24 protein-coding genes and 1 other annotated feature are annotated in these 26,638 nt (G+C 39.2%); all 24 genes read right to left on the reverse strand.

Going from position 1 to position 26,638, the window contains the following annotated elements:
* Nucleotides 1-10 precede the first annotated feature (10 nt).
* Nucleotides 11-289 carry a 30S ribosomal protein S19 gene (rpsS, locus tag ACQKN2_RS12675; RefSeq protein ID WP_427415272.1) on the reverse strand — a complete coding sequence of 93 codons (279 nt, stop codon included), beginning with the start codon at nt 287-289 and terminating at the stop codon, nt 11-13.
* A 60-nt stretch (nt 290-349) separates the two neighbouring features.
* Nucleotides 350-1,180: a 50S ribosomal protein L2 gene (gene rplB, locus ACQKN2_RS12680; protein WP_049662846.1), complete on the reverse strand. Its 831-nt coding sequence runs from the start codon at nt 1,178-1,180 to the stop codon at nt 350-352.
* A gap of 47 nt (nt 1,181-1,227) precedes the next feature.
* Entirely contained in the window at nt 1,228-1,512 is a 285-nt protein-coding gene (rplW, locus tag ACQKN2_RS12685; protein WP_008181914.1) for a 50S ribosomal protein L23, read from the reverse strand.
* Nucleotides 1,512-2,135 carry a 50S ribosomal protein L4 gene (gene rplD, locus ACQKN2_RS12690; protein WP_323648580.1) on the reverse strand — a complete coding sequence of 208 codons (624 nt, stop codon included), beginning with the start codon at nt 2,133-2,135 and terminating at the stop codon, nt 1,512-1,514. Before rplD ends, rplW begins: the two co-directional genes overlap by 1 nt.
* 26 nt (nt 2,136-2,161) lie before the next feature.
* Nucleotides 2,162-2,791 (reverse strand): 50S ribosomal protein L3, encoded by a 630-nt coding sequence (rplC, locus tag ACQKN2_RS12695; RefSeq protein ID WP_323648578.1) that lies wholly within the window; start codon nt 2,789-2,791, stop codon nt 2,162-2,164.
* A gap of 46 nt (nt 2,792-2,837) precedes the next feature.
* Nucleotides 2,838-3,146: a 30S ribosomal protein S10 gene (gene rpsJ / locus ACQKN2_RS12700; RefSeq protein WP_004233624.1), complete on the reverse strand. Its 309-nt coding sequence runs from the start codon at nt 3,144-3,146 to the stop codon at nt 2,838-2,840.
* A gap of 473 nt (nt 3,147-3,619) precedes the next feature.
* Entirely contained in the window at nt 3,620-4,936 is a 1,317-nt protein-coding gene (locus ACQKN2_RS12705) for a Na+/H+ antiporter family protein (protein ID WP_427415273.1), read from the reverse strand.
* A gap of 166 nt (nt 4,937-5,102) precedes the next feature.
* Entirely contained in the window at nt 5,103-7,058 is a 1,956-nt protein-coding gene (locus ACQKN2_RS12710) for an FtsX-like permease family protein (protein WP_427415274.1), read from the reverse strand.
* Nucleotides 7,048-7,809 (reverse strand): ABC transporter ATP-binding protein, encoded by a 762-nt coding sequence (locus ACQKN2_RS12715; RefSeq protein ID WP_249075442.1) that lies wholly within the window; start codon nt 7,807-7,809, stop codon nt 7,048-7,050. Before ACQKN2_RS12715 ends, ACQKN2_RS12710 begins: the two co-directional genes overlap by 11 nt.
* 96 nt (nt 7,810-7,905) lie before the next feature.
* Nucleotides 7,906-8,922, reverse strand: a complete 1,017-nt coding sequence (locus ACQKN2_RS12720; protein ID WP_427415275.1) for a sensor histidine kinase — start codon at nt 8,920-8,922, stop codon at nt 7,906-7,908.
* A 6-nt stretch (nt 8,923-8,928) separates the two neighbouring features.
* Nucleotides 8,929-9,612, reverse strand: a complete 684-nt coding sequence (locus tag ACQKN2_RS12725; RefSeq protein WP_427415328.1) for a response regulator transcription factor — start codon at nt 9,610-9,612, stop codon at nt 8,929-8,931.
* A 294-nt stretch (nt 9,613-9,906) separates the two neighbouring features.
* Entirely contained in the window at nt 9,907-11,094 is a 1,188-nt protein-coding gene (gene tuf / locus ACQKN2_RS12730; protein ID WP_427415276.1) for an elongation factor Tu, read from the reverse strand.
* A gap of 139 nt (nt 11,095-11,233) precedes the next feature.
* Nucleotides 11,234-13,312 carry an elongation factor G gene (gene fusA / locus ACQKN2_RS12735; protein WP_427415277.1) on the reverse strand — a complete coding sequence of 693 codons (2,079 nt, stop codon included), beginning with the start codon at nt 13,310-13,312 and terminating at the stop codon, nt 11,234-11,236.
* A gap of 42 nt (nt 13,313-13,354) precedes the next feature.
* Nucleotides 13,355-13,825 (reverse strand): 30S ribosomal protein S7, encoded by a 471-nt coding sequence (gene rpsG, locus ACQKN2_RS12740; RefSeq protein WP_079562374.1) that lies wholly within the window; start codon nt 13,823-13,825, stop codon nt 13,355-13,357.
* A 149-nt stretch (nt 13,826-13,974) separates the two neighbouring features.
* Nucleotides 13,975-14,394, reverse strand: a complete 420-nt coding sequence (gene rpsL, locus ACQKN2_RS12745) for a 30S ribosomal protein S12 (RefSeq protein WP_008181595.1) — start codon at nt 14,392-14,394, stop codon at nt 13,975-13,977.
* Between the two features lie 98 nt (nt 14,395-14,492).
* Nucleotides 14,493-14,741: a ribosomal L7Ae/L30e/S12e/Gadd45 family protein gene (locus ACQKN2_RS12750; RefSeq protein WP_427415278.1), complete on the reverse strand. Its 249-nt coding sequence runs from the start codon at nt 14,739-14,741 to the stop codon at nt 14,493-14,495.
* Between the two features lie 138 nt (nt 14,742-14,879).
* Nucleotides 14,880-18,566, reverse strand: a complete 3,687-nt coding sequence (gene rpoC, locus ACQKN2_RS12755; protein ID WP_427415279.1) for a DNA-directed RNA polymerase subunit beta' — start codon at nt 18,564-18,566, stop codon at nt 14,880-14,882.
* A 208-nt stretch (nt 18,567-18,774) separates the two neighbouring features.
* Nucleotides 18,775-22,350 (reverse strand): DNA-directed RNA polymerase subunit beta, encoded by a 3,576-nt coding sequence (gene rpoB / locus ACQKN2_RS12760; RefSeq protein ID WP_427415280.1) that lies wholly within the window; start codon nt 22,348-22,350, stop codon nt 18,775-18,777.
* Between the two features lie 241 nt (nt 22,351-22,591).
* Nucleotides 22,592-23,194, reverse strand: a complete 603-nt coding sequence (locus tag ACQKN2_RS12765; RefSeq protein ID WP_427415281.1) for a class I SAM-dependent methyltransferase — start codon at nt 23,192-23,194, stop codon at nt 22,592-22,594.
* Between the two features lie 77 nt (nt 23,195-23,271).
* A complete protein-coding gene (rplL, locus tag ACQKN2_RS12770) occupies nt 23,272-23,634 on the reverse strand; it encodes a 50S ribosomal protein L7/L12 (protein ID WP_079562379.1) in 363 nt (120 codons plus the stop codon).
* Between the two features lie 72 nt (nt 23,635-23,706).
* Nucleotides 23,707-24,207, reverse strand: a complete 501-nt coding sequence (rplJ, locus tag ACQKN2_RS12775; RefSeq protein ID WP_427415282.1) for a 50S ribosomal protein L10 — start codon at nt 24,205-24,207, stop codon at nt 23,707-23,709.
* 32 nt (nt 24,208-24,239) lie between these two features.
* Nucleotides 24,240-24,386, reverse strand: a sequence feature (ribosomal protein L10 leader region).
* Nucleotides 24,387-24,447: 61 nt separating this feature from the next.
* Nucleotides 24,448-25,146, reverse strand: coding sequence for a 50S ribosomal protein L1 (rplA, locus tag ACQKN2_RS12780; protein ID WP_079562381.1), 699 nt, complete (start codon nt 25,144-25,146; stop codon nt 24,448-24,450).
* Between the two features lie 119 nt (nt 25,147-25,265).
* Nucleotides 25,266-25,691 (reverse strand): 50S ribosomal protein L11, encoded by a 426-nt coding sequence (gene rplK, locus ACQKN2_RS12785; RefSeq protein ID WP_053596044.1) that lies wholly within the window; start codon nt 25,689-25,691, stop codon nt 25,266-25,268.
* A 227-nt stretch (nt 25,692-25,918) separates the two neighbouring features.
* A complete protein-coding gene (gene nusG / locus ACQKN2_RS12790) occupies nt 25,919-26,452 on the reverse strand; it encodes a transcription termination/antitermination protein NusG (protein WP_427415283.1) in 534 nt (177 codons plus the stop codon).
* Between the last annotated feature and the right edge of the window lie 186 nt (nt 26,453-26,638).

Consider the following 26,638-nt stretch of genomic DNA (forward strand, 5'->3'; position numbering starts at 1 on the left):
CCTCTCAAAATTAGCGTCTTGTTTTCTTGTCGTCTGCACCGTGACCTTTGTAAGCACGTGTTGGTGCGAATTCACCAAGTTTGTGGCCTACCATATCTTCTGTTACGTATACAGGAACGTGTTTACGTCCATCATAAACAGCAATCGTTAAACCGATAAAAGTAGGGAAAATTGTAGAACGGCGAGACCAAGTTTTGATAACTTGTTTTTTCTCAGAAGCCTCTTGCGCTTCCACTTTTTTCAATAAGTGGTCATCAACAAAAGGTCCTTTTTTCAAGCTGCGACCCATGTAAGAACCTCCCTTCGTGATTCCACCACGGCTCTCACATAGAACCGTAGTTTAACCACATTATTTTTTACGACTACGGATGATGAATTTATCCGACTTGTTTTTCTTCTTGCGAGTTTTGTAACCAAGTGCTGGTTTACCCCAAGGAGTCATTGGTGATTTACGTCCGATTGGAGAACGTCCTTCACCACCGCCGTGTGGGTGATCGTTAGGGTTCATTACAGAACCACGAACTGTTGGGCGTTTGCCTAACCAACGGCTACGACCTGCTTTACCGATGTGTACTAGTTCGTGTTGTTCGTTACCAACTTGACCGATTGTAGCGCGGCAAGTAGCTAACACTAAACGTACTTCACCAGATTGTAGACGAACGATTACGTATTTGTCTTCACGACCAAGTACTTGTGCAGAAGTACCAGCAGAACGTACTAATTGTCCACCTTTACCAGGTTTTAACTCGATGTTATGGATTGTAGTACCCATTGGAATGTTTGCTAATGGTAATGTGTTACCTACTTTAATATCAGCATCTGGACCAGATACGATTGTTTGACCAACCTCTAGACCTTTAGGTGCTAAGATGTAAGCTTTTGCTCCATCAGCGTAGTTGATTAATGCGATATTCGCAGAACGGTTTGGATCATATTCAATAGTAGCAACTTTAGCCGGAATGCCATCTTTTACACGTTTGAAATCGATAACACGGTATTGCTTCTTATGTCCACCGCCATGATGACGAACAGTGATTTTACCTTGGTTGTTACGACCAGCTTTGCGTTTAGTTGGTTCAAGCAATGATTTCTCAGGCTTGTTAGTTGTAATTTCCGCAAAGTCTAAAGACGTCATATTACGACGACCATTAGAGGTAGGTTTATACTTTTTAATCGCCATTGTGTTTCCCTCCTTCTTGATTGTTCAAATCATAAATCCATAAAGGATTACATTTCGAATAATTCGATTTCTTTGCTATCAGCAGTTAATTTAACAATCGCTTTACGACGTTTGTTAGTGTAACCACCATAACGGCCAACGCGTTTGAATTTACCTTTGTAGTTAAGAACATTTACTTTCTCAACATTTACACCAAAGATTTCTTCTACAGCGTCTTTTACTTGAGTTTTGTTAGCGCGAGTGTCTACTTCGAAAGTATACTTTTTCTCTGCCATAAGTTCTGAAGAACGCTCAGTAATGACCGGACGTTTTAAAATATCACGTGCTTCCATTATCCAAGCACCTCCTCAACTTTTTCTACTGCAGATTTTGTGAATACAACTTTTTCATGACCTAATAGATCAAGAACGTTGATTCCATTTGCAGTTAAAACTGTTACGCCAGGGATGTTACGAGCAGATAATGCTACGTTTTCATCTAGGTCAGCAGTTACGAATAAAGATTTTTTCTCTAAAGAAAGATCTTTAAGGATTTTTGTGAATTCTTTTGTTTTTGGTGCTGCTAATGAAAGAGCATCAAGAACTAAGAAGTTCTGTTCTACAACTTTAGCTGATAAAGCAGATTTAAGAGCTAAGCGACGAACTTTTTTAGGTAATTTGTAAGAATAGCTACGTGGAGTTGGGCCGAATACGACACCACCGCCGCGCCATTGTGGAGAACGGATAGAACCTTGACGAGCACGACCAGTTCCTTTTTGACGCCATGGTTTACGACCACCACCAGCAACTTCAGAACGGTTTTTTACCTTATGATTACCTTGACGAAGAGAAGCGCGTTGTGCCACTACAGCGTCGAATAATACTGCTTCATTTGGCTCGATTCCGAAAATCGCATCGTTTAATTCGATTTCACCAACTGAAGCACCTGTTTGACTAAGTATAGATACTTTTGTCATTCCTGTTTCCTCCTTTCCTTAGGTGATTACTTAGCTTTAATTGCAGTTTTAACTGTAACTAGAGCTTTTTTAGAACCAGGAACATTACCTTTAACAAGTAGTAAGTTACGTTCCGCATCAACTTTCACGATTTCTAAGTTTTGGATTGTAACTACAGTGCCACCCATTTGACCAGGTAATTTCTTTTGTTTGAATACGCGGTTCGGAGCAACTGGACCCATTGAACCAGGACGACGGTGGTAACGAGAACCGTGGGCCATAGGACCACGAGATTGACCATGACGTTTAATTACACCTTGGAAACCTTTACCTTTAGTAACACCTGTTACATCAATTACATCGCCTTCTGCGAAAATTTCTACTTTGACTTCTTGACCAACTTCGTATTCTCCAACGTTCACGTTGCGGAATTCACGAATGAAGCGCTTAGGAGCAGTGTTCGCTTTTGCTACGTGACCTTGTTCTGGTTTGTTAGAAAGCTTAACACGCTTGTCTTCGAAACCAACTTGGATAGCTTCGTAGCCGTCTGTTTCAACAGATTTCTTTTGAAGTACTACGTTTGGAGTAGCTTCGATAACTGTTACCGGGATTAAATCTCCGTTTTCAGCGAAAACTTGTGTCATACCAATTTTTCTACCTAAGATTCCTTTAGCCATTTGTCACACCTCCTGTAAGTTTTAAATAAAGTTATATTTTTTACCATTAAAGTTTGATTTCGATATCAACGCCAGATGGTAAATCAAGTTTCATTAACGCGTCAACAGTTTGTGGTGTTGGGTTAACGATATCGATCAGACGCTTATGCGTACGCATTTCGAATTGTTCACGAGAATCTTTGTACTTGTGAACAGCACGTAGAATTGTGTACACAGACTTCTCAGTTGGAAGTGGAATCGGACCTGATACACTTGCACCTGAACGCTTTGCAGTTTCCACGATTTTCTCAGCAGACTGATCTAAAATACGGTGATCATACGCTTTTAAACGAATACGAATCTTTTGTTTTGCCATTATTTTCCCTCCTTCGCCTATTTTCTAGACATTCTCCACGAAAATTCTCCAACACACCGCCATGGCAATGCGGCCGGGTGTGTCGGCAACCTCTCGTTTCATCGCAGTCAAAGACCAACATTCAACATTATACACAATAAAAAAAGAATAAGCAAGTCTTTTCGCTAAATTCTTTTAAACGTTGCAGATATTCTTACTACTAATATTTTTACTAATATTTATCGCTTATCTAAGCCGTTTACTAGTATATAAAATTCCCTTGCACATTGCAACACTTAAGGTTGCTATATCAACGTTTTTTAATATTTCAAACAATTAACCGAGCACAAGAACGCGTCCGCTAAAGCACTGTTGAGCTCTCTTCGAGGATGTAGCACTTTATAGATGATAACTATACCCATAGTTATGCCGCTACTATTCTTTAGACAATAAAAAAGCAGCTTCTAATAGTTAGAAACTGCTCTTTCCATTACTTATAAGAAAAACACACATGCAACCCAGCCAAATATAATAAGTGGGATGTTTATAAAAATAAACGTTGGCACACATGTATCCCAAATGTGATTATGCTGTCCATCTACATTTAAACCTGCAGTTGGTCCAAGAGTAGAATCTGAAGCAGGAGAGCCTGCATCACCTAAAGCACCTGCTGTACCTATAAGACAGATAATCGCCAAAGGACTCATTCCTAACCCTTGTGCAAGGGGAACAAATAAGGTTGCAATAATAGGTACTGTCGCAAAGGATGAACCAATCCCCATCGTCACTATTAAACCAATGACCAACATAATCAATATAGCTAGACTCTTATTTCCTTGAAGAATTGTTAAAGAGTTTGAAATTAAGCTATCTACATGACCCGTAGCGTTAATAACAGATGCAAAACCATTTGCAGCGATCATAACAAAACCAATAAAGGCCATCATCTTCATTCCCTCAGAAAGAATCTCATCTGCCTCTTTCCATTTAAGTGCACCAGTAAAATACATCATCATAATTCCTGCAAAAGCACCTACAATCATCGAATCAGTATAAATTTGTGCACATAGAGAGACAATTAAAGCCACAGTCGTAGAAATAATAACGAATTTACTGACATGAACATTTAAAGATTCTGTCTCAACATCATTGTTTTGATATTGTCGAGGTTTTCGATATACGAAAAAGGCTACACATAATCCAATTAACATCCCTAGAACGGGTATAGCCATCGCTACTGGTACATCACGTGAAGATGCTTCCATACCTGCCTCGGTTACTTGAGTAGAAACGATATCTTGGAAAATAGCTCCGAAGCCAGCAGGTACGAAGCTATACGTCCCTATTAAACCAACAGCAATTAATGTAGCGATTATTCGTCGGTCAACCTCTAGCATATTTAAAACCTTTAAAATCGGAGGTATCAATAATGGGATAAAGGCTATATGAATTGGAATTAAGTTTTGTGAGAAAATAGACATCATAAAGATCAGCAGGAAAATTAAAACCTTCACTAAACCTTTTCGATTACTTGTACCGTTTTTATTTAATATCTTTAAAATCCCTGCAATCATTAATTCAGGAATTCCCGTTTTTGAAATAGCAATAGCGAAACCACCAAGCAATCCATAACTTAAAGCAATCGTTGCGCCAGCTCCTAATCCTTCTGTAAATGATTGTACAGTTGCCTCAATACCCATGCCGCTTGTTAGACCTCCTGCAAAGGCCCCCAATACAAGAGAAAGAACAACATTGATACGGAGCAAGCTTAATATTAACATGACAGCCACTGCCACAATTACTGCGTTCATTTCAACACTTCACTTTCGTACACTAGATTACTAATACATTAAACTTTAATCGTCTAACAGTTGAAAGTCAAGATGTTTTTATGCCCCTGTGAAAGTCCCCCAAATTCAAACGACAAAAAAAACAGCATGACCTTAAATAATCATACTGTTTTCAGATTTCTTCCTATTATAATGATTCGCGAATGACTTTTTTATAATAGCCAACAGAAAGTACAGCGAAGATAGCATATAACGCTATATAGCAGCTCATAGCAATCCATAATGGTGCGGTTAACTCTGAGCCGAATAAAAACCATCCCGACTTAACAGCAAAGTAACTATGAAGCAGCCCTATTATTAATGGAACACCAAAATTAAAGGCTTGTTTCATATATATACCTTTCATAATATCTTTTTCAGCGAAGCCAATCTTTCTTAATATCGTATAAGAAACTCGCTCCTCTTCAGCCTCAGACATTTGCTTAAAGTATAAAATACTACCCGTTGTCATTAAAAATGCTAAGCCTAAAAATGCTGCGGTAAATATCGTTATTCCTAATGATTCAATATTCCCCTTACGTTCTTCTTCATAGGATTGTAGATAGGAATAAATTGATTGCATATATAAACTCTCGGCTAGAGCTAAGTCACTTTTATTCTTTAGATTAATAGAAGTTTGTTTGTGCCATTGAGAAGTACTTGAATGAGTAGCTAGTTTTTTAAACAATGCATCAGGAACTACGAAAATTGGCCCCCCAGGCCCAGAAGTCACAGTGCCACTTATAATACTTTCATGTTGAACATCTTTGACATGAAGCGTCTCTTCCATTGTTTCCTCTGGACCTCCTGTAGTGACAACTACATCACGATCCTTTTCAAGTGGAAACATCTCTGCCATATAACCACCATAGTTTGTTAATATAACATCATTATCCGAAACGGAAGCTTCAGGAACTATTTGTTGATAATCAGAAAGTGGAATTGTATAAATGATTCCTTCTAAACCAAAAAGGGGATTATCCTTATTTTGCTGACTTTCAGATAATAATTGTGTAAACGAAGCTGAAACACTCTGTAATCGGTAATCTATTTTGTCAAAAGTAATATTATTGTCCTCTAGCTTCTTTATAAATTCCTGATCCCTATCTTCAAGTAAAACATAGTCACCAGGAACATGGCTATATGCTGACGATTCTGATGAATAATACGCTATATACGCTAATGTTGTAACCCCAAGTGAAACACCCGTTAAAACAGTTATAAGCGTTAGGGATTTCGCATTACCTTTCATGCGATGCATAATCGGTGTTAGTGCTAATACATCACGCACAGTTAGGTGTCCATTTTTCTTAAGACGAATTGAATTCATAATAAATGCTACAGAGAAACGGAAAACAAGGAACGTCCCACCTATGGTAGTTGCTAAAATAATAATCATATTAAGTGCTAAATTACCCTGAGAGTTAATATCAAAGAGCTTCGTTGATGCATAGTAGCCATATGCAATAAATACAAGTCCCAAAAAGCCAATAACCATTTGTAATGGGCTAAAACGTTTTACGCGCTCATCGGCTTGCTTGGAAGCACTGAATAATGATAGTAATGTTACGCGGTAGATCATCCAAGCCATTTGCACAAGTACAATGGCTAGTAGAATAGCAAACACTACGATAGACTGCTGTAATGCCTCGGTACTAAATGTCATCGTCACAAGTGCCTCTTTTTCGAGTACCCGCAGTAAAATCATTGCAAATAAGCGCGAACTAAAGAACCCTGAAAGCATCCCTAAAACGATTGCGCCTACGAATAAGAGGATACTTTCTACCGCTAATAAACGTACGATAAGCCCCTTTGTCATTCCTATTAGCTGATACAAGCCTATTTCCTTACTGCGACGCTTCATAAATAGATGGTTGGCATATAGGACGAAAAACAAGACAATAAAGTACAGCATATATGTTGCCGCAGCAAATCCCGCTTTGGCCGTACCGCTCTTGTCTACTGTAGCCAACACTTCAGCATTATTTTGCAATGTCACAAAAGAAAAATATAAAGTAACACTAAAAATAAGTGCGAAAAAATATAAATAATAATGCTTCATATTTTTCTTCATACTGCGCAATACGAGTTTACTAAGACTCATAGCCGTCACCGCCTAGCACACTTTGCGTATGCATGATCTCTTGGAAAAATGCCTGTCTCGTTTTATCTCCTTTATATAGCTCGCTATAAATGAGTCCGTCCTTCAAAAATAAAACACGTGTACAAAAACTCGCTGCTACCGCATCATGCGTAACCATCATAATCGTTGCTTTTTTTGATTCATTAATACTTTGTAGATTTTTTAAAAGTGCAGTGGCTGATTTTGAATCAAGTGCGCCTGTAGGTTCATCAGCAAATACAAGCGAAGGATTTGTAATTAGTGCCCGAGCCGCTGATGTACGTTGCTTTTGACCACCTGATATTTCATTTGGATATTTATTTAAAATCTCAGTAATACCTAATAAATGTGTAAGCTCCTTTACACGGCTCTCTGCAACAGCCTTTGGTAGCCTACCAATAGCTAATGGTAGTAAAATGTTTTCTTTCACCGTTAGTGTATCTAATAAATTATAATCTTGGAATATGAATCCCAATTGTTCACGACGGAAATTAGCTAACGCCTTCTCCTTCATACCACGTAAGTTTTGACCATTTATTTCAATAACACCTTCTGTTGCAAAGTCAATCGAACACAGAACATTTAAGAGTGTTGTCTTCCCAGAGCCTGAAGGTCCCATAATGCCTACAAATTCACCTTGATTCACTTCTACATCAATACCCTTTAACACCTCTTGGGCTGTTGATTTTTTACCATATACTTTTTTTACTTTACGACCAATTAAAACCGCCACTTGTAAACGCCCCCTTCTATAGTTCAAGTGTACCCTGTCTATGTCGCCAATTCGTGCGTTTTACATGACAATATAAAAAGGTAGGTGACAATTTCGTCATCTACCTGTTAGTTTGACATATTCATTTTGTAATGGAAAACGTAATGTAAATATCGAACCTTCACCCACAATAGATTGGACAGTAATACGAACGCCAATTTTCTGCGCCACATTATTTGCTAAGTAAAGACCCATACCTGTCGATTGTGCAGACTCTCTTCCGGCTGTTCCAGTATACGATTTATAAAAAATTCGTGGTAGATCCTCCTGACGAATACCAATACCTGCATCTTTTATATGTAATAGTGTTGCTCCAGTAGCATCTAATTCAGTAAATATCAATACCTCTGAATTTGCAGGACTATATTTAATCGCATTGGACAGAATTTGTCGGATGATAAAGGCTAGCCATTTGCCATCCGTCGTCACTGTATCTGTTAACTCTTCCACATCAAAACCGATACCTTTTTCAATACACCATGCCTGCATAGCTCTTATTTCTTTATAGACAACGGTTCTTAGCTCAATTTCCATCATATAATTATCTTTTTCAATAGAAGCTAACCGTGTTTGGTGTAGCTGTTGATCAACTAATAAATGCAGTCTTAGCCATTCTGTCTCTAATTTACGACGTAGTGTCAAATCTTCGACGCGATCTAGCATCAAATTTACTGCAGTTAAAGGTGCCTTTACTTCATGAACCCATGCTAAAAGTCCATCCGAATATTCCTGCAGCTGTACCTTTGCTTGATTTAACTCTGTGTTCTTGCCGGAAAGAACATCTTCAATTTTCGTAAAATATGTCGTTTGAAAAGGTGATAACACCAAATTTTTGCTTCGTACGTCATCAAATTGGTTTTCCACATTTCCTAGGAAATCTTTTAGCCGCCCAACTTCAACTACGTATCGCCAAAAAAGAAAGATCATAAAGCTAATAAGCAGGCTAATATTAATATACAAAATCGAGATCCCTACTAATCCAACGTCTAAAGAAAACAAAACATTGATCATAACGATGATAAAAACAAAAAATCCTATCCATGCGAGGCGTTCTCTTAAAAATAAAATGAGCATTGTCCATCACGTCCCTTGTGTTACAGCCATATAACCAAGTCCCTTTTTAGTTAAAATCACTTCTTGTAAACCTATATCCTCAAGCTTAGTACGTAATCGATTCACATTTACCGACAATGTATTATCATTAACAAAGCGTTCATCGTCCCATAACTTTCTCATTAAATCATCTCTAGATACAATTTGATCCGCCTTCTCCACTAAAATACGTAAAATAAACAGTTCATTTTTAGTTAATGAAGCAAGCTTAGCCTCATACATAATCTCACTGCGTGCATAGTCAATAACCGCACCATTAAACCGTGTAACATCCATTGATTCGTCTATATAATCATATGTACGACGTAAAACTGCTTGTACCTTTGCAAGTAATACCTCCATATGGAACGGCTTTTGTACAAAGTCATCTGCACCCATTTGCATTGCCATAACCATATCCATTGGGTGATCTCGAGAAGATAGAAAGAGAATTGGCACCTTTGAAATATGACGTATTTCACGACACCAATGAAAGCCATCATAAGCAGGTAGCTGAATGTCAATCAATACAAGCTGTGGCTTTTGCTCAATAAAATCATCCATCACCTTTTGAAAATCTTTAGGACCCACAACCTGAAGCGACCACTGTGCAAAACGTGTCTGAATCATCTCGAAAATAGATGGATCATCTTCTATCAACAATATTTTCATCTCCACTTGCAAATACCCCTTCCATGAAATGTTTATTATGTATATTAAAAGGGCTGTGATTCTACACTCTACATGCTGCACTAGCTTTTATCCACAGCAGTTTCGTAGATAAAAAATTTATTCTCAGTTTATTGCGTTGAAATTCTTATGTTCTTTGGTATTTCACCTATTATGTATACATAAAATAATCTAATTTAAGTAAAATTATCAAATTCTCTTCACTTATTTTAACATAAAAAACCAATCTGTAAGCGTCCCTACAGATTGGTTTTGAAAAATTAGCTTGCGCTAAAATTATTTTTGGATAGAAGCAACTACGCCAGCGCCTACAGTACGGCCACCCTCACGGATAGAGAATTTAGTACCTTCTTCAAGAGCGATTGGAGCGATAAGTTCTACTGTCATTTCGATGTTATCGCCAGGCATTACCATTTCAACGCCTTCTGGTAAGTTACAGATACCTGTTACGTCAGTTGTACGGAAGTAGAACTGAGGACGGTAGTTAGTGAAGAATGGAGTATGACGGCCACCCTCTTCTTTTGATAAAACATAAACTTCAGCTTTGAAGCTTGTGTGTGGAGTGATTGAACCTGGTTTAGATAATACTTGACCACGTTGGATATCTTCACGAGCTACACCACGAAGTAAAGCACCGATGTTGTCACCAGCTTCAGCATAGTCTAATAATTTACGGAACATTTCTACACCAGTTACAGTTGTAGATTTAGCTTCTTCAGTAATACCTACGATTTCAACTACGTCACCAACTTTAACTTGACCACGTTCAACACGGCCAGTTGCAACTGTACCACGACCAGTGATTGAGAATACGTCCTCTACTGGCATCATGAATGGTTTGTCAGTTTGACGTTCTGGAGTTGGGATGTAAGAATCTACAGCGTCCATTAATTCAATGATTTTTTCTTCCCATTCTGCTTCGCCTTCAAGAGCTTTAAGAGCAGAACCTTTGATTACTGGAAGATCGTCACCTGGGAAGTCATATTCAGATAGTAGGTCACGGATTTCCATTTCTACTAATTCTAATAATTCTTCGTCGTCAACCATATCACATTTGTTCATGAATACTACTAAGTATGGAACACCTACTTGACGAGATAAAAGGATGTGTTCACGAGTTTGTGGCATTGGGCCATCAGCAGCAGATACTACTAAGATACCGCCGTCCATTTGTGCAGCACCAGTGATCATGTTTTTAACATAGTCAGCGTGTCCTGGGCAGTCAACGTGTGCATAGTGACGAGTATCAGTTTCGTATTCTACGTGAGAAGTATTGATTGTGATACCACGTTCTTTTTCTTCTGGAGCGTTATCGATATCAGCGTATGATTTAGCTTCTCCACCCATTTTTTTAGAAAGAACTGTTGCGATAGCAGCAGTTAAAGTTGTTTTACCATGGTCAACGTGTCCGATTGTACCAATGTTAGCATGCGTTTTTGAACGGTCGAATTTTTCTTTAGCCATTAGAGATTGCCTCCTCAAAATTATATGTTTATATTTTTTGAAAATTTATAGAATGATTGCTGATGGCGAATGGGCCCATCCACCATCCCACAATCATAGCTTACAAATTAGTTATACTTTATGCAAGATGAAAATTCAATTATTCACCTTTATTTTTTTTGATGATGTCAGCAGCGATTGATTTTGGTACTTCTTCATAATGATCGAATGTCATTGAGAATACACCACGACCTTGCGTTGCTGAACGAAGAGTTGTTGCATAACCAAACATTTCCGCTAAAGGAACCATTGCACGAACAACTTGTGAGTTACCGCGAGCTTCCATACCCTCAACGCGTCCGCGACGAGAAGTAATGTTACCCATGATATCACCAAGGTATTCTTCTGGAATTACAACTTCTACTTTCATCATTGGTTCTAAGATAACTGCATCACATTGTTTAGAAGCTTCTTTAAGAGCCATAGATGCAGCAATTTTGAACGCCATCTCATTCGAGTCAACATCATGGTAAGAACCGAATACTAATTTCGCTTTAATGTCGATTAGTGGGTAACCAGCTACTACACCGCGGTCAAGAGAGTCACGAAGACCAGCTTCAACTGCAGGAATGTATTCACGAGGTACTACACCACCAACGATAGCGTTTTCGAATTCAAAGCCTTTACCTTCTTCATTTGGAGAGAACTCAATCGTTACGTCACCGTATTGTCCACGACCACCAGATTGGCGAGTGAATTTACCTTGAACTTTTGCAGAGCCACGGAATGTTTCACGGTAAGATACCATTGGAGCACCTACGTTAGCTTCTACTTTAAATTCACGGCGCATACGGTCAACTAAGATATCAAGGTGAAGCTCACCCATACCTGAGATGATTGTTTGACCAGTTTCTGTGTCAGTGTGAGCACGGAAAGTTGGATCCTCTTCTTGAAGTTTTTGTAAAGCTTGACCCATTTTATCTTGGTCAGCTTTTGATTTTGGTTCTACAGAAAGAGAAATTACTGGCTCAGGGAATTCCATTGATTCAAGAATAACTAGGTTTTTCTCGTCACATAGAGTATCACCAGTAGTAGTATCTTTAAGACCTACTGCTGCTGCGATGTCCCCAGCAAATACTTTAGAAATCTCTTCACGAGAGTTTGCGTGCATTTGTAGGATACGACCTACACGCTCACGTTTACCTTTAGAAGAGTTTTGTACGTATGAACCTGATTCTAAAGTTCCAGAGTACACACGGAAGAAAGTTAATTTACCTACGAATGGGTCAGTCATAACTTTGAATGCAAGAGCTGAGAATGGCTCTTCATCAGAAGAATGACGTTCTAATTCCTCGTCACCATCAATATCAGTACCTTTGATTGCTGGTACATCTAATGGAGATGGTAAGTAATCGATAACTGCATCTAACATTGGGCGTACGCCTTTGTGTTTGAATGCTGTACCACAGATTACTGGGTAAAATTCTACTGCGATCGTAGCACGACGGATAGCCGCTTTAAGTTCAGCAACAGAAATTTCTTCGCCTTCTAAATATTTTTCCATGATTTCTTCATCAACACTTGCAACAGCATCGATTAATTTTTCACGGTATTCTTCAGCTTGCGCGCGGTGTTCTTCAGGAATTTCGCCTTCAGTCACTGCAGTACCTTTTTCGTCGCCGTAGAAAGTAGCTGTCATTTCAACTAAGTCAATGATTGCTGAGAACTGATCTTCAGCTCCGATAGGTAATTGGATAGGATGAGCGTTTGCTTGTAAACGATCGTGTAGAGTTCCTACAGAATATAGGAAATCTGCTCCTGTTTTATCCATTTTGTTAATGAACACGATACGTGGCACGCCGTAAGTTGTAGCTTGACGCCATACTGTTTCAGTTTGAGGTTCAACACCAGATTGAGCATCAAGAACTGTTACAGCACCATCAAGTACGCGTAGTGAACGTTCAACTTCTACAGTGAAGTCTACGTGTCCAGGAGTATCGATGATGTTTACACGGTTGCCGTTCCATTGAGCTGTTGTCGCAGCAGAAGTGATTGTGATACCACGTTCTTGCTCTTGTTCCATCCAGTCCATTTGAGAAGCGCCTTCGTGAGTTTCACCAATTTTGTGAATCTTACCTGTGTAATAAAGGATACGCTCAGTAGTTGTTGTTTTACCAGCATCAATGTGAGCCATGATCCCAATATTACGAGTATTCTCTAGAGAGAATTCGCGTTTCATAAGGTATTTCTCCTTCCATATTGGGCTTATGCGATGTTTAGATTACCAACGGTAGTGAGCGAATGCTTTGTTCGCTTCTGCCATTTTGTGCATATCTTCACGCTTTTTAACTGATGCACCAGTGTTGTTAGAAGCATCAAGGATTTCGTTAGCTAAACGCTCTTCCATAGTTTTTTCACCACGAAGACGAGCATAGTTAACTAGGTAACGAAGACCTAAAGTTGTACGACGTTCTGGACGTACTTCTACTGGCACTTGGTAGTTAGAACCACCAACACGGCGAGCACGAACTTCAAGAACTGGCATTACATTATTTAGAGCGGCTTCGAATACTTCAATTGGATTTTCACCAGAACGTTCTTTAACGATATCGAACGCACCGTATAAAATCTTTTGAGAAGTACCTCTTTTACCATCAACCATCATTTTATTAATTAAACGAGTTACTAGTTTTGAACTATAAATTGGATCTGGTAACACGTCACGTTTGGAAACAGGACCTTTACGAGGCATGTGTTTTCCTCCTTTCGAATAGTTATCGATTTATTTTATAAGAATTACTTTGTCATAGTTGTTGGGCAAATCTCCAATCTGCTAGCAAGATTAAAAATTTGCGACATCTACTTATAGATCATTATTAAGCAACGCTTAATAATGTTAAATTATTTTTTTTCTTTAGGGCGTTTTGTTCCGTATTTAGAACGTGATTGTAAACGACCGTTTACACCAGCTGTATCAAGAGCACCACGTACGATATGGTAACGAACACCCGCTAAGTCTTTTACGCGTCCGCCACGGATAAGAACAACACTGTGCTCTTGTAAGTTGTGGCCTTCACCTGGGATATAAGCAGTTACCTCGATTTGGTTAGTTAAACGTACACGAGCGTATTTACGTAACGCTGAGTTTGGTTTACGAGGTGTCATTGTACCTACACGAGTACAAACTCCGCGTTTTTGTGGAGATTTAACGTCAGTTAAAGATTTTTTAAATGAGTTATATCCTTTGTTTAACGCTGGTGATTTTGATTTCGTGCTTTTAGATTGACGAGGCTTACGTACTAATTGGTTAATTGTAGGCATCGGTTTTTCCTCCCTTCATTTATTCCTTGTTAATACCACACATCCAGGTGGTTCATTTTTTGGGTAAAAACAAAGTCTTTGTGTTTAATACACAAAAACTACTCTACAGTAATCGCAACTACTGCAGCTCCAACGTGGATTCCACAGGCCTTGCCCAGTTCCTTTTTCGACTCAACAAGAGTAACTGGTATACCGATTTCTCTCGCGAAAGATATGGCCGAATCGGTTACCCAATTGTCTGCATCGAGTGCCACAAAAAGTTCTTTCACTGAACCGGCTCGCATTGCTTTTACTGTTTGCTTTATACCTATGATTGTTTGACTATCCCTTACTCTATCATAAGACATTTTCATATCCTCCGAAGTACAGACAGTTAACTATCAACCTTCAATATATTATCATTACCAATTTCGACTGTCAACTCATATCTTTAAAAAGTCCGAAGAGATGATAAAAATACATCTCCTCGGCACTTATTTTAATGATTATTCAGCAGAAATTAAATTTTCTGTGTCAAGCTCATCTTTTTCAATACGGATTTGACGGTAACGTTGCATACCAGTACCTGCAGGAACAAGTTTACCGATAATTACGTTTTCCTTCAGACCAAGAAGTTCATCACGTTTACCTTTAATAGCAGCATCCGTTAACACACGAGTTGTTTCTTGGAATGATGCAGCAGATAAGAATGATTCTGTTTCAAGAGACGCTTTTGTAATACCTAGGATAACAGGACGACAAGTTGCAGGGTTTTTGCCATTCATAACAGCATCTACGTTTGCCTCTGAGAATTGGTGAATATCTAGTAATGAACCTGGTAATAATTCTGTATCTCCAGCTTCAATTACACGTACTTTACGAAGCATTTGGCGAACCATTACCTCGATATGTTTGTCACCAATTTCTACCCCTTGCATACGGTATACTTTTTGTACTTCTTTTAACAGGTATACTTGAACTGTTGAAACGTCTTTAACTTTTAACAATTGTTTTGGATCGATAGAACCTTCTGTTAATACTTGACCACGTTCTACAAAGTCGCCTTCTTGTACTTTCAGACGAGCATTGTAAGGTGCTGCGTATTTACGTGTTTCTACTTCACCTTCAATTGTAATCTCTTTTAGACCTTCACGGATTTCAGTGATGTCCGAAACAGTACCTGCGATATCAGAAATAACTGATTGACCTTTAGGATTACGTGCTTCAAAAATCTCTTGGATACGTGGAAGACCTTGTGTAATATCATCCCCGGCAACCCCACCTGTATGGAATGTACGCATTGTTAATTGTGTACCTGGTTCACCGATTGATTGAGCCGCAATAATACCAACTGCTTCTCCAACTTCAACCTCTTCACCTGTTGCTAAGTTCATGCCGTAACATTTTTTACATACGCCATGTTTTGTATTACATGTAAACGCAGAACGGATTGTAACTTCTTCGATACCTAGCTCTATAATGATACGAGCGATATCTTGGTCGATCAAACCGTCTTTTTCTAAAATTACTTCGCCTGTTTCTGGATGGTGGATTGTTTTCTTCGTATGACGACCGATAATACGTTCATCTAACGCTTCAATTATCTCTGTGCCTTCCATTAACGCACCGATTGTTAAACCTCGGTCAGTTCCACAGTCATCCTCACGAACGATTACATCTTGTGCAACGTCAACAAGACGACGTGTTAAGTAACCTGAATCGGCAGTTTTTAAGGCTGTATCGGCAAGACCTTTACGAGCACCGTGAGTTGAGATGAAGTACTCTAATACCGTTAAACCTTCACGGAATGAAGATTTAATTGGAAGTTCGATGATACGACCAGCCGGGTTGGCCATCAGACCACGCATACCAGCTAACTGTGTAAAGTTAGATGCGTTACCACGGGCACCTGAGTCAGACATCATAAAGATTGGGTTTGTTTTCTCAAGCGACTTCATCAGCTTCGATTGAATTTCATCTTTCGCAGCACTCCAGCTTGAGATAACGCGATCATAACGCTCATCTTCCGTGATGAAACCACGACGGAATTGCGCTTGAACTTTATCTACTTTGTCTTGAGCTACCGCTAAAATTTCGCCTTTGTCTGGTAATACGACGATGTCAGATACACCTACAGTGATACCAGCGCGTGTTGAATATTTGAATCCTAGGTTTTTCATGCGGTCAAGCATTTTAGATGTTTCAGTAATGTGGAAACGTTTAAATACTTCCGCAATGATATTACCTAAGAATTTTTTACGGAATGGATTTACAACTGGTACTGATGCAAAGTGTTTGCGCAGTACAGCTGTGCGTTGTGCATCCACTTTACCTTTTTCATCAAGCCCATTATAAGCAGTATCTGCTTCAAGCTCTGTTACCGTTTCTTCATCAATTGTTAAGTTAACAAAGTATTTGCTTGGTGTTTCTTGCTCTAAGTTGAAATCAGTTGGCTCATTAATGTATGGGAATGATTTAGGCAAGATTTCGTTAAAGATTACTTTACCAACAGTCGTTAATAGGAACATATTATTTTGTTCCTCACTAAATGTTGGGTTGTTTAACGAACTTGCTTTAATAGCAATACGAGTATGCAAATGAACATGACCTGTATCATATGCAATTAATACTTCGTTTGGCCCATAGAAAATTGTTCCTTCGCCACGAGCTGTTTCACGTTCAAGTGTTAAGTAGTAGTTTCCTAATACCATATCTTGTGATGGTGTAACAACTGGTTTACCGTCTTTCGGGTTCAGGATATTTTGTGCAGCAAGCATTAGAAGACGAGCCTCTGCTTGCGCTTCCGCTGATAATGGTACGTGAACCGCCATTTGGTCACCATCGAAGTCAGCGTTGTAAGCTGTACATACTAATGGGTGAAGACGAATAGCACGACCTTCAACTAGTGTTGGTTCAAACGCTTGAATACCAAGACGGTGAAGCGTAGGTGCACGGTTTAGTAATACTGGATGCTCACGAATTACATCTTCTAAAACGTCCCATACATCGTTGTTTAAACGCTCGATTTTACGTTTAGCAGATTTAATATTATGAGCTAGGCCACGTTCTACTAACTCTTTCATTACGAAAGGCTTGAATAATTCAATTGCCATTTCTTTTGGTAGACCACATTGGTACATTTTTAAGTTTGGACCTACTACGATAACCGAACGACCAGAGTAGTCAACACGTTTACCAAGTAAGTTTTGACGGAAACGACCTTGTTTACCTTTCAGCATATGTGAAAGTGATTTTAATGGACGGTTACCAGGACCTGTTACAGGACGACCACGACGTCCGTTATCAATTAATGCATCAACAGCTTCTTGTAACATACGTTTTTCGTTTTGTACGATGATACTTGGAGCACCAAGGTCTAGTAAACGTTTTAAACGGTTATTACGGTTGATTACACGACGATATAAATCGTTTAAGTCAGAAGTTGCGAAACGGCCACCATCTAATTGCACCATCGGACGAAGCTCTGGTGGAATAACCGGTAGTACATCTAAAATCATCCATTCAGGAGAGTTACCTGAGTTACGGAATGATTCAACAACTTCAAGACGTTTAATGGCACGTGTACGTCGTTGACCTTGTGCTGATTTTAATTCTTCTTTTAAAGAATAAGTTTCATCTTCAAGATCAATTTTGCCTAATAATCTTTTAATTGCTTCCGCACCCATAGCTGCTTCGAATGTTTTGCCAAATTTTTCGCGATATGCGCGGTACTCTTTTTCAGAAAGTAGTTGTTTACTTTCTAAGTTTGTAGCGCCTGGCTCGATTACAACGTAAGAAGCAAAGTAAATTACTTCTTCTAGTGCACGTGGGGACATATCTAAAATAAGACCCATACGGCTAGGAATACCTTTGAAGTACCAGATATGAGATACTGGTGCTGCTAATTCGATGTGGCCCATACGTTCACGACGAACTTTAGAGCGTGTTACTTCAACTCCACAACGATCACAAACTACGCCTTTATAGCGTACACGTTTGTATTTACCACAATGACACTCCCAGTCCTTAGTTGGACCGAAAATACGCTCACAGAATAAACCATCTTTTTCTGGTTTTAAAGTACGATAGTTAATTGTTTCAGGTTTTTTAACTTCACCGTATGACCAAGAACGGATCTTGTCAGGAGAAGCTAAACCAATTTTCATATATTCAAATTCATTAACGTCTATCAAGGAGCCTACCTCCCTCTAGTATAGGTCTTTAAAAAGACTCTTTTACGCAGCTCGATAATCGTTTGCAAGAATCATTTCTCTTTAGCAAAAGATTAGAAATAGAATGATTTATTGAAAGAAAAAGCCGGACAGGGCGTTAAATCCTGCCCGACTAATTTGAAAAATAACTTTGACCGTGTTCACTAATAATGTGAATTAACGTGTTCCATTATTCAAAAGACTCTACTGGCTCTTCTTCTTTATCTTGCTGTGGTGCAATGTTAAGTGCATCAGCTGGTTGAAGATCTTCTTCTTCGTCTAAGTCGCGAAGCTCTACTTCTTCATCATTGATCGTTAACATTTTCACATCCATACCAAGAGATTGAAGTTCTTTAATCAATACTTTGAATGATTCAGGAACGCCTGGCTCTGGTACACTTTCACCTTTAACGATTGCTTCGTATGTTTTCACACGACCAACAACGTCATCGGATTTAACTGTTAAGATTTCTTGAAGAGTATAAGCAGCACCGTATGCTTCAAGTGCCCATACCTCCATCTCACCAAAGCGTTGTCCACCGAACTGTGCTTTACCACCAAGTGGCTGTTGCGTAACAAGCGAGTAAGGACCAGTTGAACGTGCGTGAAGTTTATCATCAACCATGTGGGCAAGTTTGATCATGTACATGATCCCTACTGATACACGGTTATCAAATGGTTCACCTGAACGTCCATCATACAGGGTCGTTTTACCATCACGGTTCATGCCTGCTTCTTCCATTGTTTCCCAAACATCTTCTTCGTTGGCACCATCAAATACTGGAGTTGCCATATGAATGCCTAGGGAACGAGAAGCCATACCTAAGTGTAATTCTAAAACTTGTCCGATGTTCATACGAGAAGGTACACCAAGTGGGTTTAACATGATATCAACAGGAGTACCGTCTGGCATGAATGGCATATCCTCTTCCGGTAAGATACGAGAGATAACCCCTTTGTTACCATGACGTCCGGCCATTTTGTCCCCTACGCGGATTTTACGCTTTTGAACAATGTAAGCACGAACTAATTGGTTAACACCTGGTGGTAATTCGTCGCCATCTTCACGGTTAAATACTTTTACGTCAAGAATAATACCGCCAGCACCATGTGGTACGCGTAATGAAGTATCACGAACTTCACGAGCTTTTTCACCGAAGATAGCATGTAATAAGCGTTCTTCAGCTGTTAATTCTGTAACCCCTTTAGGTGTTACTTTACCTACAAGAATGTCACCGTCACGTACTTCCGCACCAATGCGAATGATACCACGTTCATCTAAATTACGAAGTGCATCTTCCCCGACGTTTGGAATATCGCGAGTGATTTCTTCAGGTCCTAATTTTGTATCACGAGACTCTGATTCATATTCTTCAATATGAACAGATGTATAAACATCCTCTTTTACAAGGCGTTCGCTCATGATAATAGCATCCTCATAGTTAAAGCCGTTCCAAGTCATGAACGCAACAAGTACGTTGCGACCAAGAGCAAGTTCACCATTTTCCATAGATGGACCGTCTGCTAAAATGTCACGAGGTTTCACACGTTCGCCAACTTTTACAAGTGGACGTTGGTTGTATGAAGTACCTTGGTTAGAACGAGTGAATTTTTGTAATTTATATTTTGTTAAATCGCCTTTAACCTCTTTACCGTCAACGACTTCGATACGGCGAACACGGATAGAGCGAGCTTCAACATGCTCAACAATACCATCATATTTCGCTACTACAGCTGCACCTGAGTCACGCGCATCAACGTGTTCCATACCAGTACCAACGAATGGTGCTTTTGGGTTAAGAAGAGGAACCGCTTGACGTTGCATGTTGGCACCCATAAGTGCACGGTTCGAGTCATCGTTTTCTAAGAACGGGATACATGCAGTCGCAGCTGACACTACTTGTTTAGGAGATACATCCATATAGTCCATTTGCGATTTGTTAAATACTGTATTATCCCCACGGAAACGACCTACTACTTCGTCTTTAGCAAATGTACCATCAGGATTTAATGGTGAGTTTGCTTGTGCTACATAGTAGTTATCTTCTTCATCAGCTGTTAAATAATCAATTTGATCCGATACTTTACCTGTTTCGTGGTCAATACGACGATAAGGTGTTTCAATGAATCCAAATTTATTTACTTTGGCAAATGAAGATAATGAGTTGATTAAACCAATGTTTGGACCCTCTGGTGTCTCGATTGGACACATACGACCATAGTGAGAATAGTGAACGTCACGTACTTCGAAACCAGCACGCTCACGTGTTAAACCACCAGGTCCTAATGCAGATAGACGACGTTTATGCGTTAACTCTGCCAATGGGTTTGTTTGGTCCATGAATTGTGATAATTGAGAGCTACCAAAGAACTCTTTAATTGACGCAATTACTGGACGAATATTAATTAATTGTTGCGGTACGATAGCAGCTGTATCGTTAATAGACATACGCTCACGTACTACACGTTCCATACGAGATAAACCGATACGGAATTGGTTTTGTAAAAGTTCACCAACAGAGCGTAGACGACGGTTACCTAAGTGGTCGATATCATCTGTTGCCCCTACTTGATAAAGTAAGTTGAAGAAATAACTTACTGAAGATAATACGTCAGCAGGTGTAATATTCTTCACTTCTTCATCGATGTACGCATTACTAATAATATTGATTTCTTTTTGCGCTTCATCTTTTGGTGCATAAATTTTAATAGACTGGATTGTTACATCATCCTCAAGCACTCCACCTACTTGTGATAAAGTGCGGTAACCGATTCCTTTTGATGAATCTTCTAGATACGGTAAGATTTTATCTAAAGTACGACGGTCAAGAACTGTGTCTTTTTCTACTAAAATTTCGCCTGTTTCTGGGTCTACAAGCGTTTCAGCAATCGTTTGGTTAAATAAACGATTTTTGATATGAAGCTTTTTATTCATTTTGTAGCGACCAACATTCGCTAAATCATAGCGTTTCGCATCAAAGAAACGAGAGTATAATAAACTCTTCGCACTTTCAACTGTTGGTGGCTCACCTGGACGTAAACGTTCATAGATTTCTAAAAGTGCTTTTTCAGTACTTTCAGAGTTATCCTTTTCTAACGTATTACGTAAATATTCATTATCACCGATAATATCGATAATTTCTTGGTCTGAACCGAAGCCTAATGCACGAAGTAACACTGTTACTGGTAGCTTACGAGTACGATCAATACGCACATATACTACATCTTTCGCGTCAGTTTCATATTCCAACCATGCACCACGGTTCGGAATAACTGTTGCTCCGAAACCTTTCTTACCGTTTTTATCAGTTTTATCATGGAAATATACACTCGGTGAACGAACTAATTGTGAAACGATAACACGTTCAGCACCATTGATAATGAACGTACCTGTTTCTGTCATTAATGGGAAGTCACCCATGAAGACATCCTGTTCCTTCACTTCGTCTGTTTCTTTGTTGTAAAGACGTACTTTCACACGTAATGGAGCTGCGTAAGTAACATCTCGCTCTTTACACTCATCGACTTCATACTTAGGATCTCCTAATGAATAATCGATGAATTCTAATGAAAGATTACCTGTAAAGTCCTCGATCGGCGAAATGTCACGGAACATTTCACGTAGACCTTCTTCAAGGAACCACTCGTAAGACGCCGTTTGAATCTCAATCAGATTTGGAAGCTCAAGCACCTCGTTAATACGCGCAAAGCTTCTACGCTGGCGGTGTTGTCCATACTGAACTAGTTGACCTGTCAACTCATTCACCCCTCAATAAAGCGATATTTGGTCTTTGCAAAATCATACAAATAGTGTATGATTTCGAAAGACAAAAAGAAAACGAGTCTTCAAAAAGATCTCATTTTCGGTTAACTAAACTTATCTTGGCAAGTATACCCACATTACAACAATCATATACAAAAGGGCATACGACCTCAAAATAATATTTTTGCATTTTATCATATTATCATAGCCGATTTGTCAAGTCAATAATTTATGCATATTTCATTTATTTTTTCGCACAAACTATCCAGTACCCTTTTTTCTTTTCCACAACATCGACTTCAGAAAACTTTTCTTCTAAATAACTTACCGTTGATGGCGCACCTTGCTTCTTCTGTATGACTACCCACAGCTCGCCAGATGACACTAACTTATCATAAGCTCCATCGTAAAAACGGAAAATTGTTTCCTTTCCTGCGCGAATTGGAGGATTGGTTAAAATAGCTGCGGCTTTTACATCGTTATCAACCATCGATAGTCCGTCACTCACAAATATCCGTACATTTTGAACACCGTTTACTTGCGCATTTTTTTGAGAGAGTGCAACTGCACGTTCGTTTATATCCATCATAAGAACGGTACGATCTGGGTTTGTTTTGGCAATCGATAATCCGATTGGTCCATACCCACACCCCACATCAAAAATTGCACCATCAATATCAGGCATTTGAAAAGCATCTATTAAAACACGGGATCCAAAATCTACTTCGCTTTTACTAAATACCCCTGCATCCGTTTCGAAGGAAAACGTATGCCCTAACAATTTGAATGTCCAGTGACGAGGTTTACTCTCAGTTTGAGGCTTACTTGTATAATAGTGATCTGACATTTCCACGCCTCCTCAGAATGAAGAAAAAAAGCTCGCCGCAATGACGAGCTTTCCTTTTGTTTAAAAGTAATGCGAGATTACTTAACTTCTACAGATGCGCCAACTTCTTCAAGCTTAGCTTTGATTTGTTCAGCTTCATCTTTAGAAACGCCTTCTTTAAGAGCTTTAGGAGCGTTATCTACTACTTCTTTAGCTTCTTTAAGACCTAAACCAGTGATTTCACGAACCGCTTTGATAACTTTGATTTTTTCGCCACCAGCAGATGCTAGTACTACGTCAAACTCAGTTTTTTCTTCAGCAGCGCCAGCAGCAGCACCACCTACTACTGCTACAGGAGCAGCAGCTGTTACACCGAATTCTTCTTCGATAGCTTTTACTAAATCGTTTAATTCAAGAACTGTCATAGCTTTGATAGCTTCTAAGATTTGCTCTTTATTCATTATAATTTCCTCCTAATTGGATAATGTTTTTTTGTTGCGGGTTAGGCCGCAGAAGTTATAGTGCGTATGAAATTACGCGCCTTGTTCTTCTTTTTGTTCTGCAACAGCTTTTGTTGCAAGTGCGAAGTTGCGCACTGGAGCTTGAAGTACAGATAAAAGCATAGAAAGAAGACCTTCGCGTGATGGAAGTTCTGCAAGTGCTTTAACATCTTCAGCAGAAGAGATTGTACCTTCAATAATACCTGCTTTAATTTCTAAAGCTTCATTTTTCTTAGCGAACTCGTTGATGATTTTAGCAGGAGCTACAACATCTTCATTAGAGAACGCAATTGCGTTAGGACCAACTAATACGTCATTGATTCCTTCAAGACCAACAGCTTCAGTCGCACGACGAGTTAAAGTGTTTTTGTAAACTTTGAACTCAACGCCAGCTTCACGAAGTTGTTTACGAAGCTCAGTCACTTGTGTAACGTTAAGACCACGGTAATCCACAACTACTACAGAAGCAGCGTTTTGGAATTTCTCAGTAATCTCTTGAACTTGTACTTGTTTGTTTTCGATTGCTTTGCTCATGATGACACCTCCTATTAGAATGGGTCATTTATACCGACAAAAGAAAAGCCTCCGAGTCAAATAGACACAGAGGCTGAAAGTCATCATCTTTAAAATAAGAATCCGAATTCCGATGTCCTCGGTAGGATCATTAAGTGACAAGTCACTCCTACTGTCTACGGTACAAATGGATGATTCACAACAGCATCCATCATATCACAGATAGACAGAGCCGTCAACAGATTTATATAAAAAAACTAATTATTTTACTGCTACACTTGAAGCGTCAACTTTAATAGCTGGGCCCATTGTAGTTGTAACGTTTACAGATTTCATGTAAGTACCTTTAGCAGCAGCAGGTTTTGCTTTTTGTACTACATCAAATACAGTTAAGAAGTTTTCTACTAATTTTTCTGCAGAGAAAGAAACTTTACCGATAGGAGCGTGGATAATACCAGCTTTATCAGCACGGTATTCTACTTTACCAGCTTTAATTTCTTCGATCGCTTTTGTTACGTCGAAAGTAACTGTACCAGTTTTAGGGTTTGGCATTAAACCTTTAGGTCCTAACACACGACCAAGTTTACCAACTTCACCCATCATATCAGGAGTTGCAACGATTACATCGAAATCGAACCAACCTTGTTGGATTTTTTGGATGTATTCTGCATCGCCTACATAGTCAGCACCAGCTGCTTCAGCTTCTTTAAGTTTTTCACCTTTAGCGAATACTAATACGCGTTGAGTTTTACCAGTACCGTTTGGTAACACTACTGCACCACGGATTTGTTGGTCATTTTTACGAGTATCGATTCCTAAACGGAAAGCAACTTCTACAGTAGCGTCGAAGTTCACTGAGCTAGTTTTTTGAGCAAGTTCGATTGCTTCTTGTGCGCCGTATACTGCGTTACGGTCGATTAATTTTGCTGCATCTTGCAGTTTTTTACCTTTTTTAGCCATTATATAATTCCTCCTTGATTGTGGTTATAGCGGATTTTACCTCCCACGAATAAAGGTTGCGCGTTCACAAAGAAACTCCGCAACCTTCCAAAAAACAAATACATCATCAAGTAATGGGATTAGTCTTCGATAACAATACCCATGCTTCGTGCAGTACCTTCAACCATTAACATTGCAGCTTCAACTGAAGCAGCGTTAAGGTCTGGCATTTTAGTTTCAGCGATTTCGCGAACTTTATCACGCTTAACCGTTGCCACTTTGTTACGGTTTGGTTCACCTGATCCAGATTGGATACCAGCTGCTACTTTAAGTAATACTGCTGCAGGTGGAGTTTTTGTAATGAAAGTGAATGAACGATCTTCGAATACTGAAATTTCAACTGGAATAATAAGACCAGCTTGATCTGCAGTACGCGCGTTGAATTCTTTACAGAATCCCATAATGTTCACACCCGCTTGACCTAATGCAGGACCAACCGGCGGAGCTGGATTTGCTTTACCAGCAGGGATTTGAAGTTTAACAACTTTAATAACTTTTTTAGCCACGAGACACACCTCCTTAAGTCCGTGATGTGGTAATTGGGTTGCCCCTCCCACTCAATATCTGTCTGTCAGCTAAGTGCCGATAACATTAAAATTATCATTGCAGACGTCAAACCAAAGTATGACAGTCTGACCTTTGAAATGATACCACTTTTATTTTTTTTAAGCAAGTAGTAAATAACAAATTCTGTGACATACTCATCAGACATACGACACTTCAGTTGCCAAAACTACATTTTTTGTATTTGCTCAAAATCAAGTTCCATAATTGTTTCGCGACCAAACATGTCGACAGAAACCTTCACTTTTCCTTTTTCAGTGTCAATTTCTTCAACACGTCCTTGGAAGTGCGCGAAAGGCCCTTCTAATACTTCTACCGCTTCTCCAATAGAAATGTCAATCGCGACAACTTTGTCAGTCATGCCCATTTGCTCTAGTAGACGATCCGCTTCTTCAGGTAATAAAGGTGTTGGCTTCGCACCACCACCAGATGAACCGATAAAGCCAGTTACACCTGGCGTATTACGTACAACATACCATGAATCATCTGTCATAATTAGCTCTACTAAAACATAACCAGGGAAAACTTTACGCATCATTGTACGCTTTTTCCCATCCTTCATTTCTGTTTCTTCGTGTTCAGGCACAATAACTCTGAAAATCTTATCTTGCATACCCATTGTTTCTACACGTTTCTCTAGGTTTGCTTTTACGCGGTTTTCATACCCTGAATACGTATGAACAACATACCAATTTTTCTCCATAACTAATAGGACTCCTCGTCCGTCCCTCCCTTACAAATAAAAGTGAAAATGAATCGGATATGCTAAGTGCATTCTTTACTCTTTTCACAAACTGCTCATTAGAAAAACGCAGCTTTCGCTAATAGCTAGCGAAAGCCTGATGATATATACCTAATCTAGCATAGTCATCTATTGCTACCCTCATAC

This window comes from Lysinibacillus sp. NPDC093688 (assembly GCF_050280145.1).
Taxonomy (GTDB): domain Bacteria; phylum Bacillota; class Bacilli; order Bacillales_A; family Planococcaceae; genus Lysinibacillus; species Lysinibacillus xylanilyticus_B.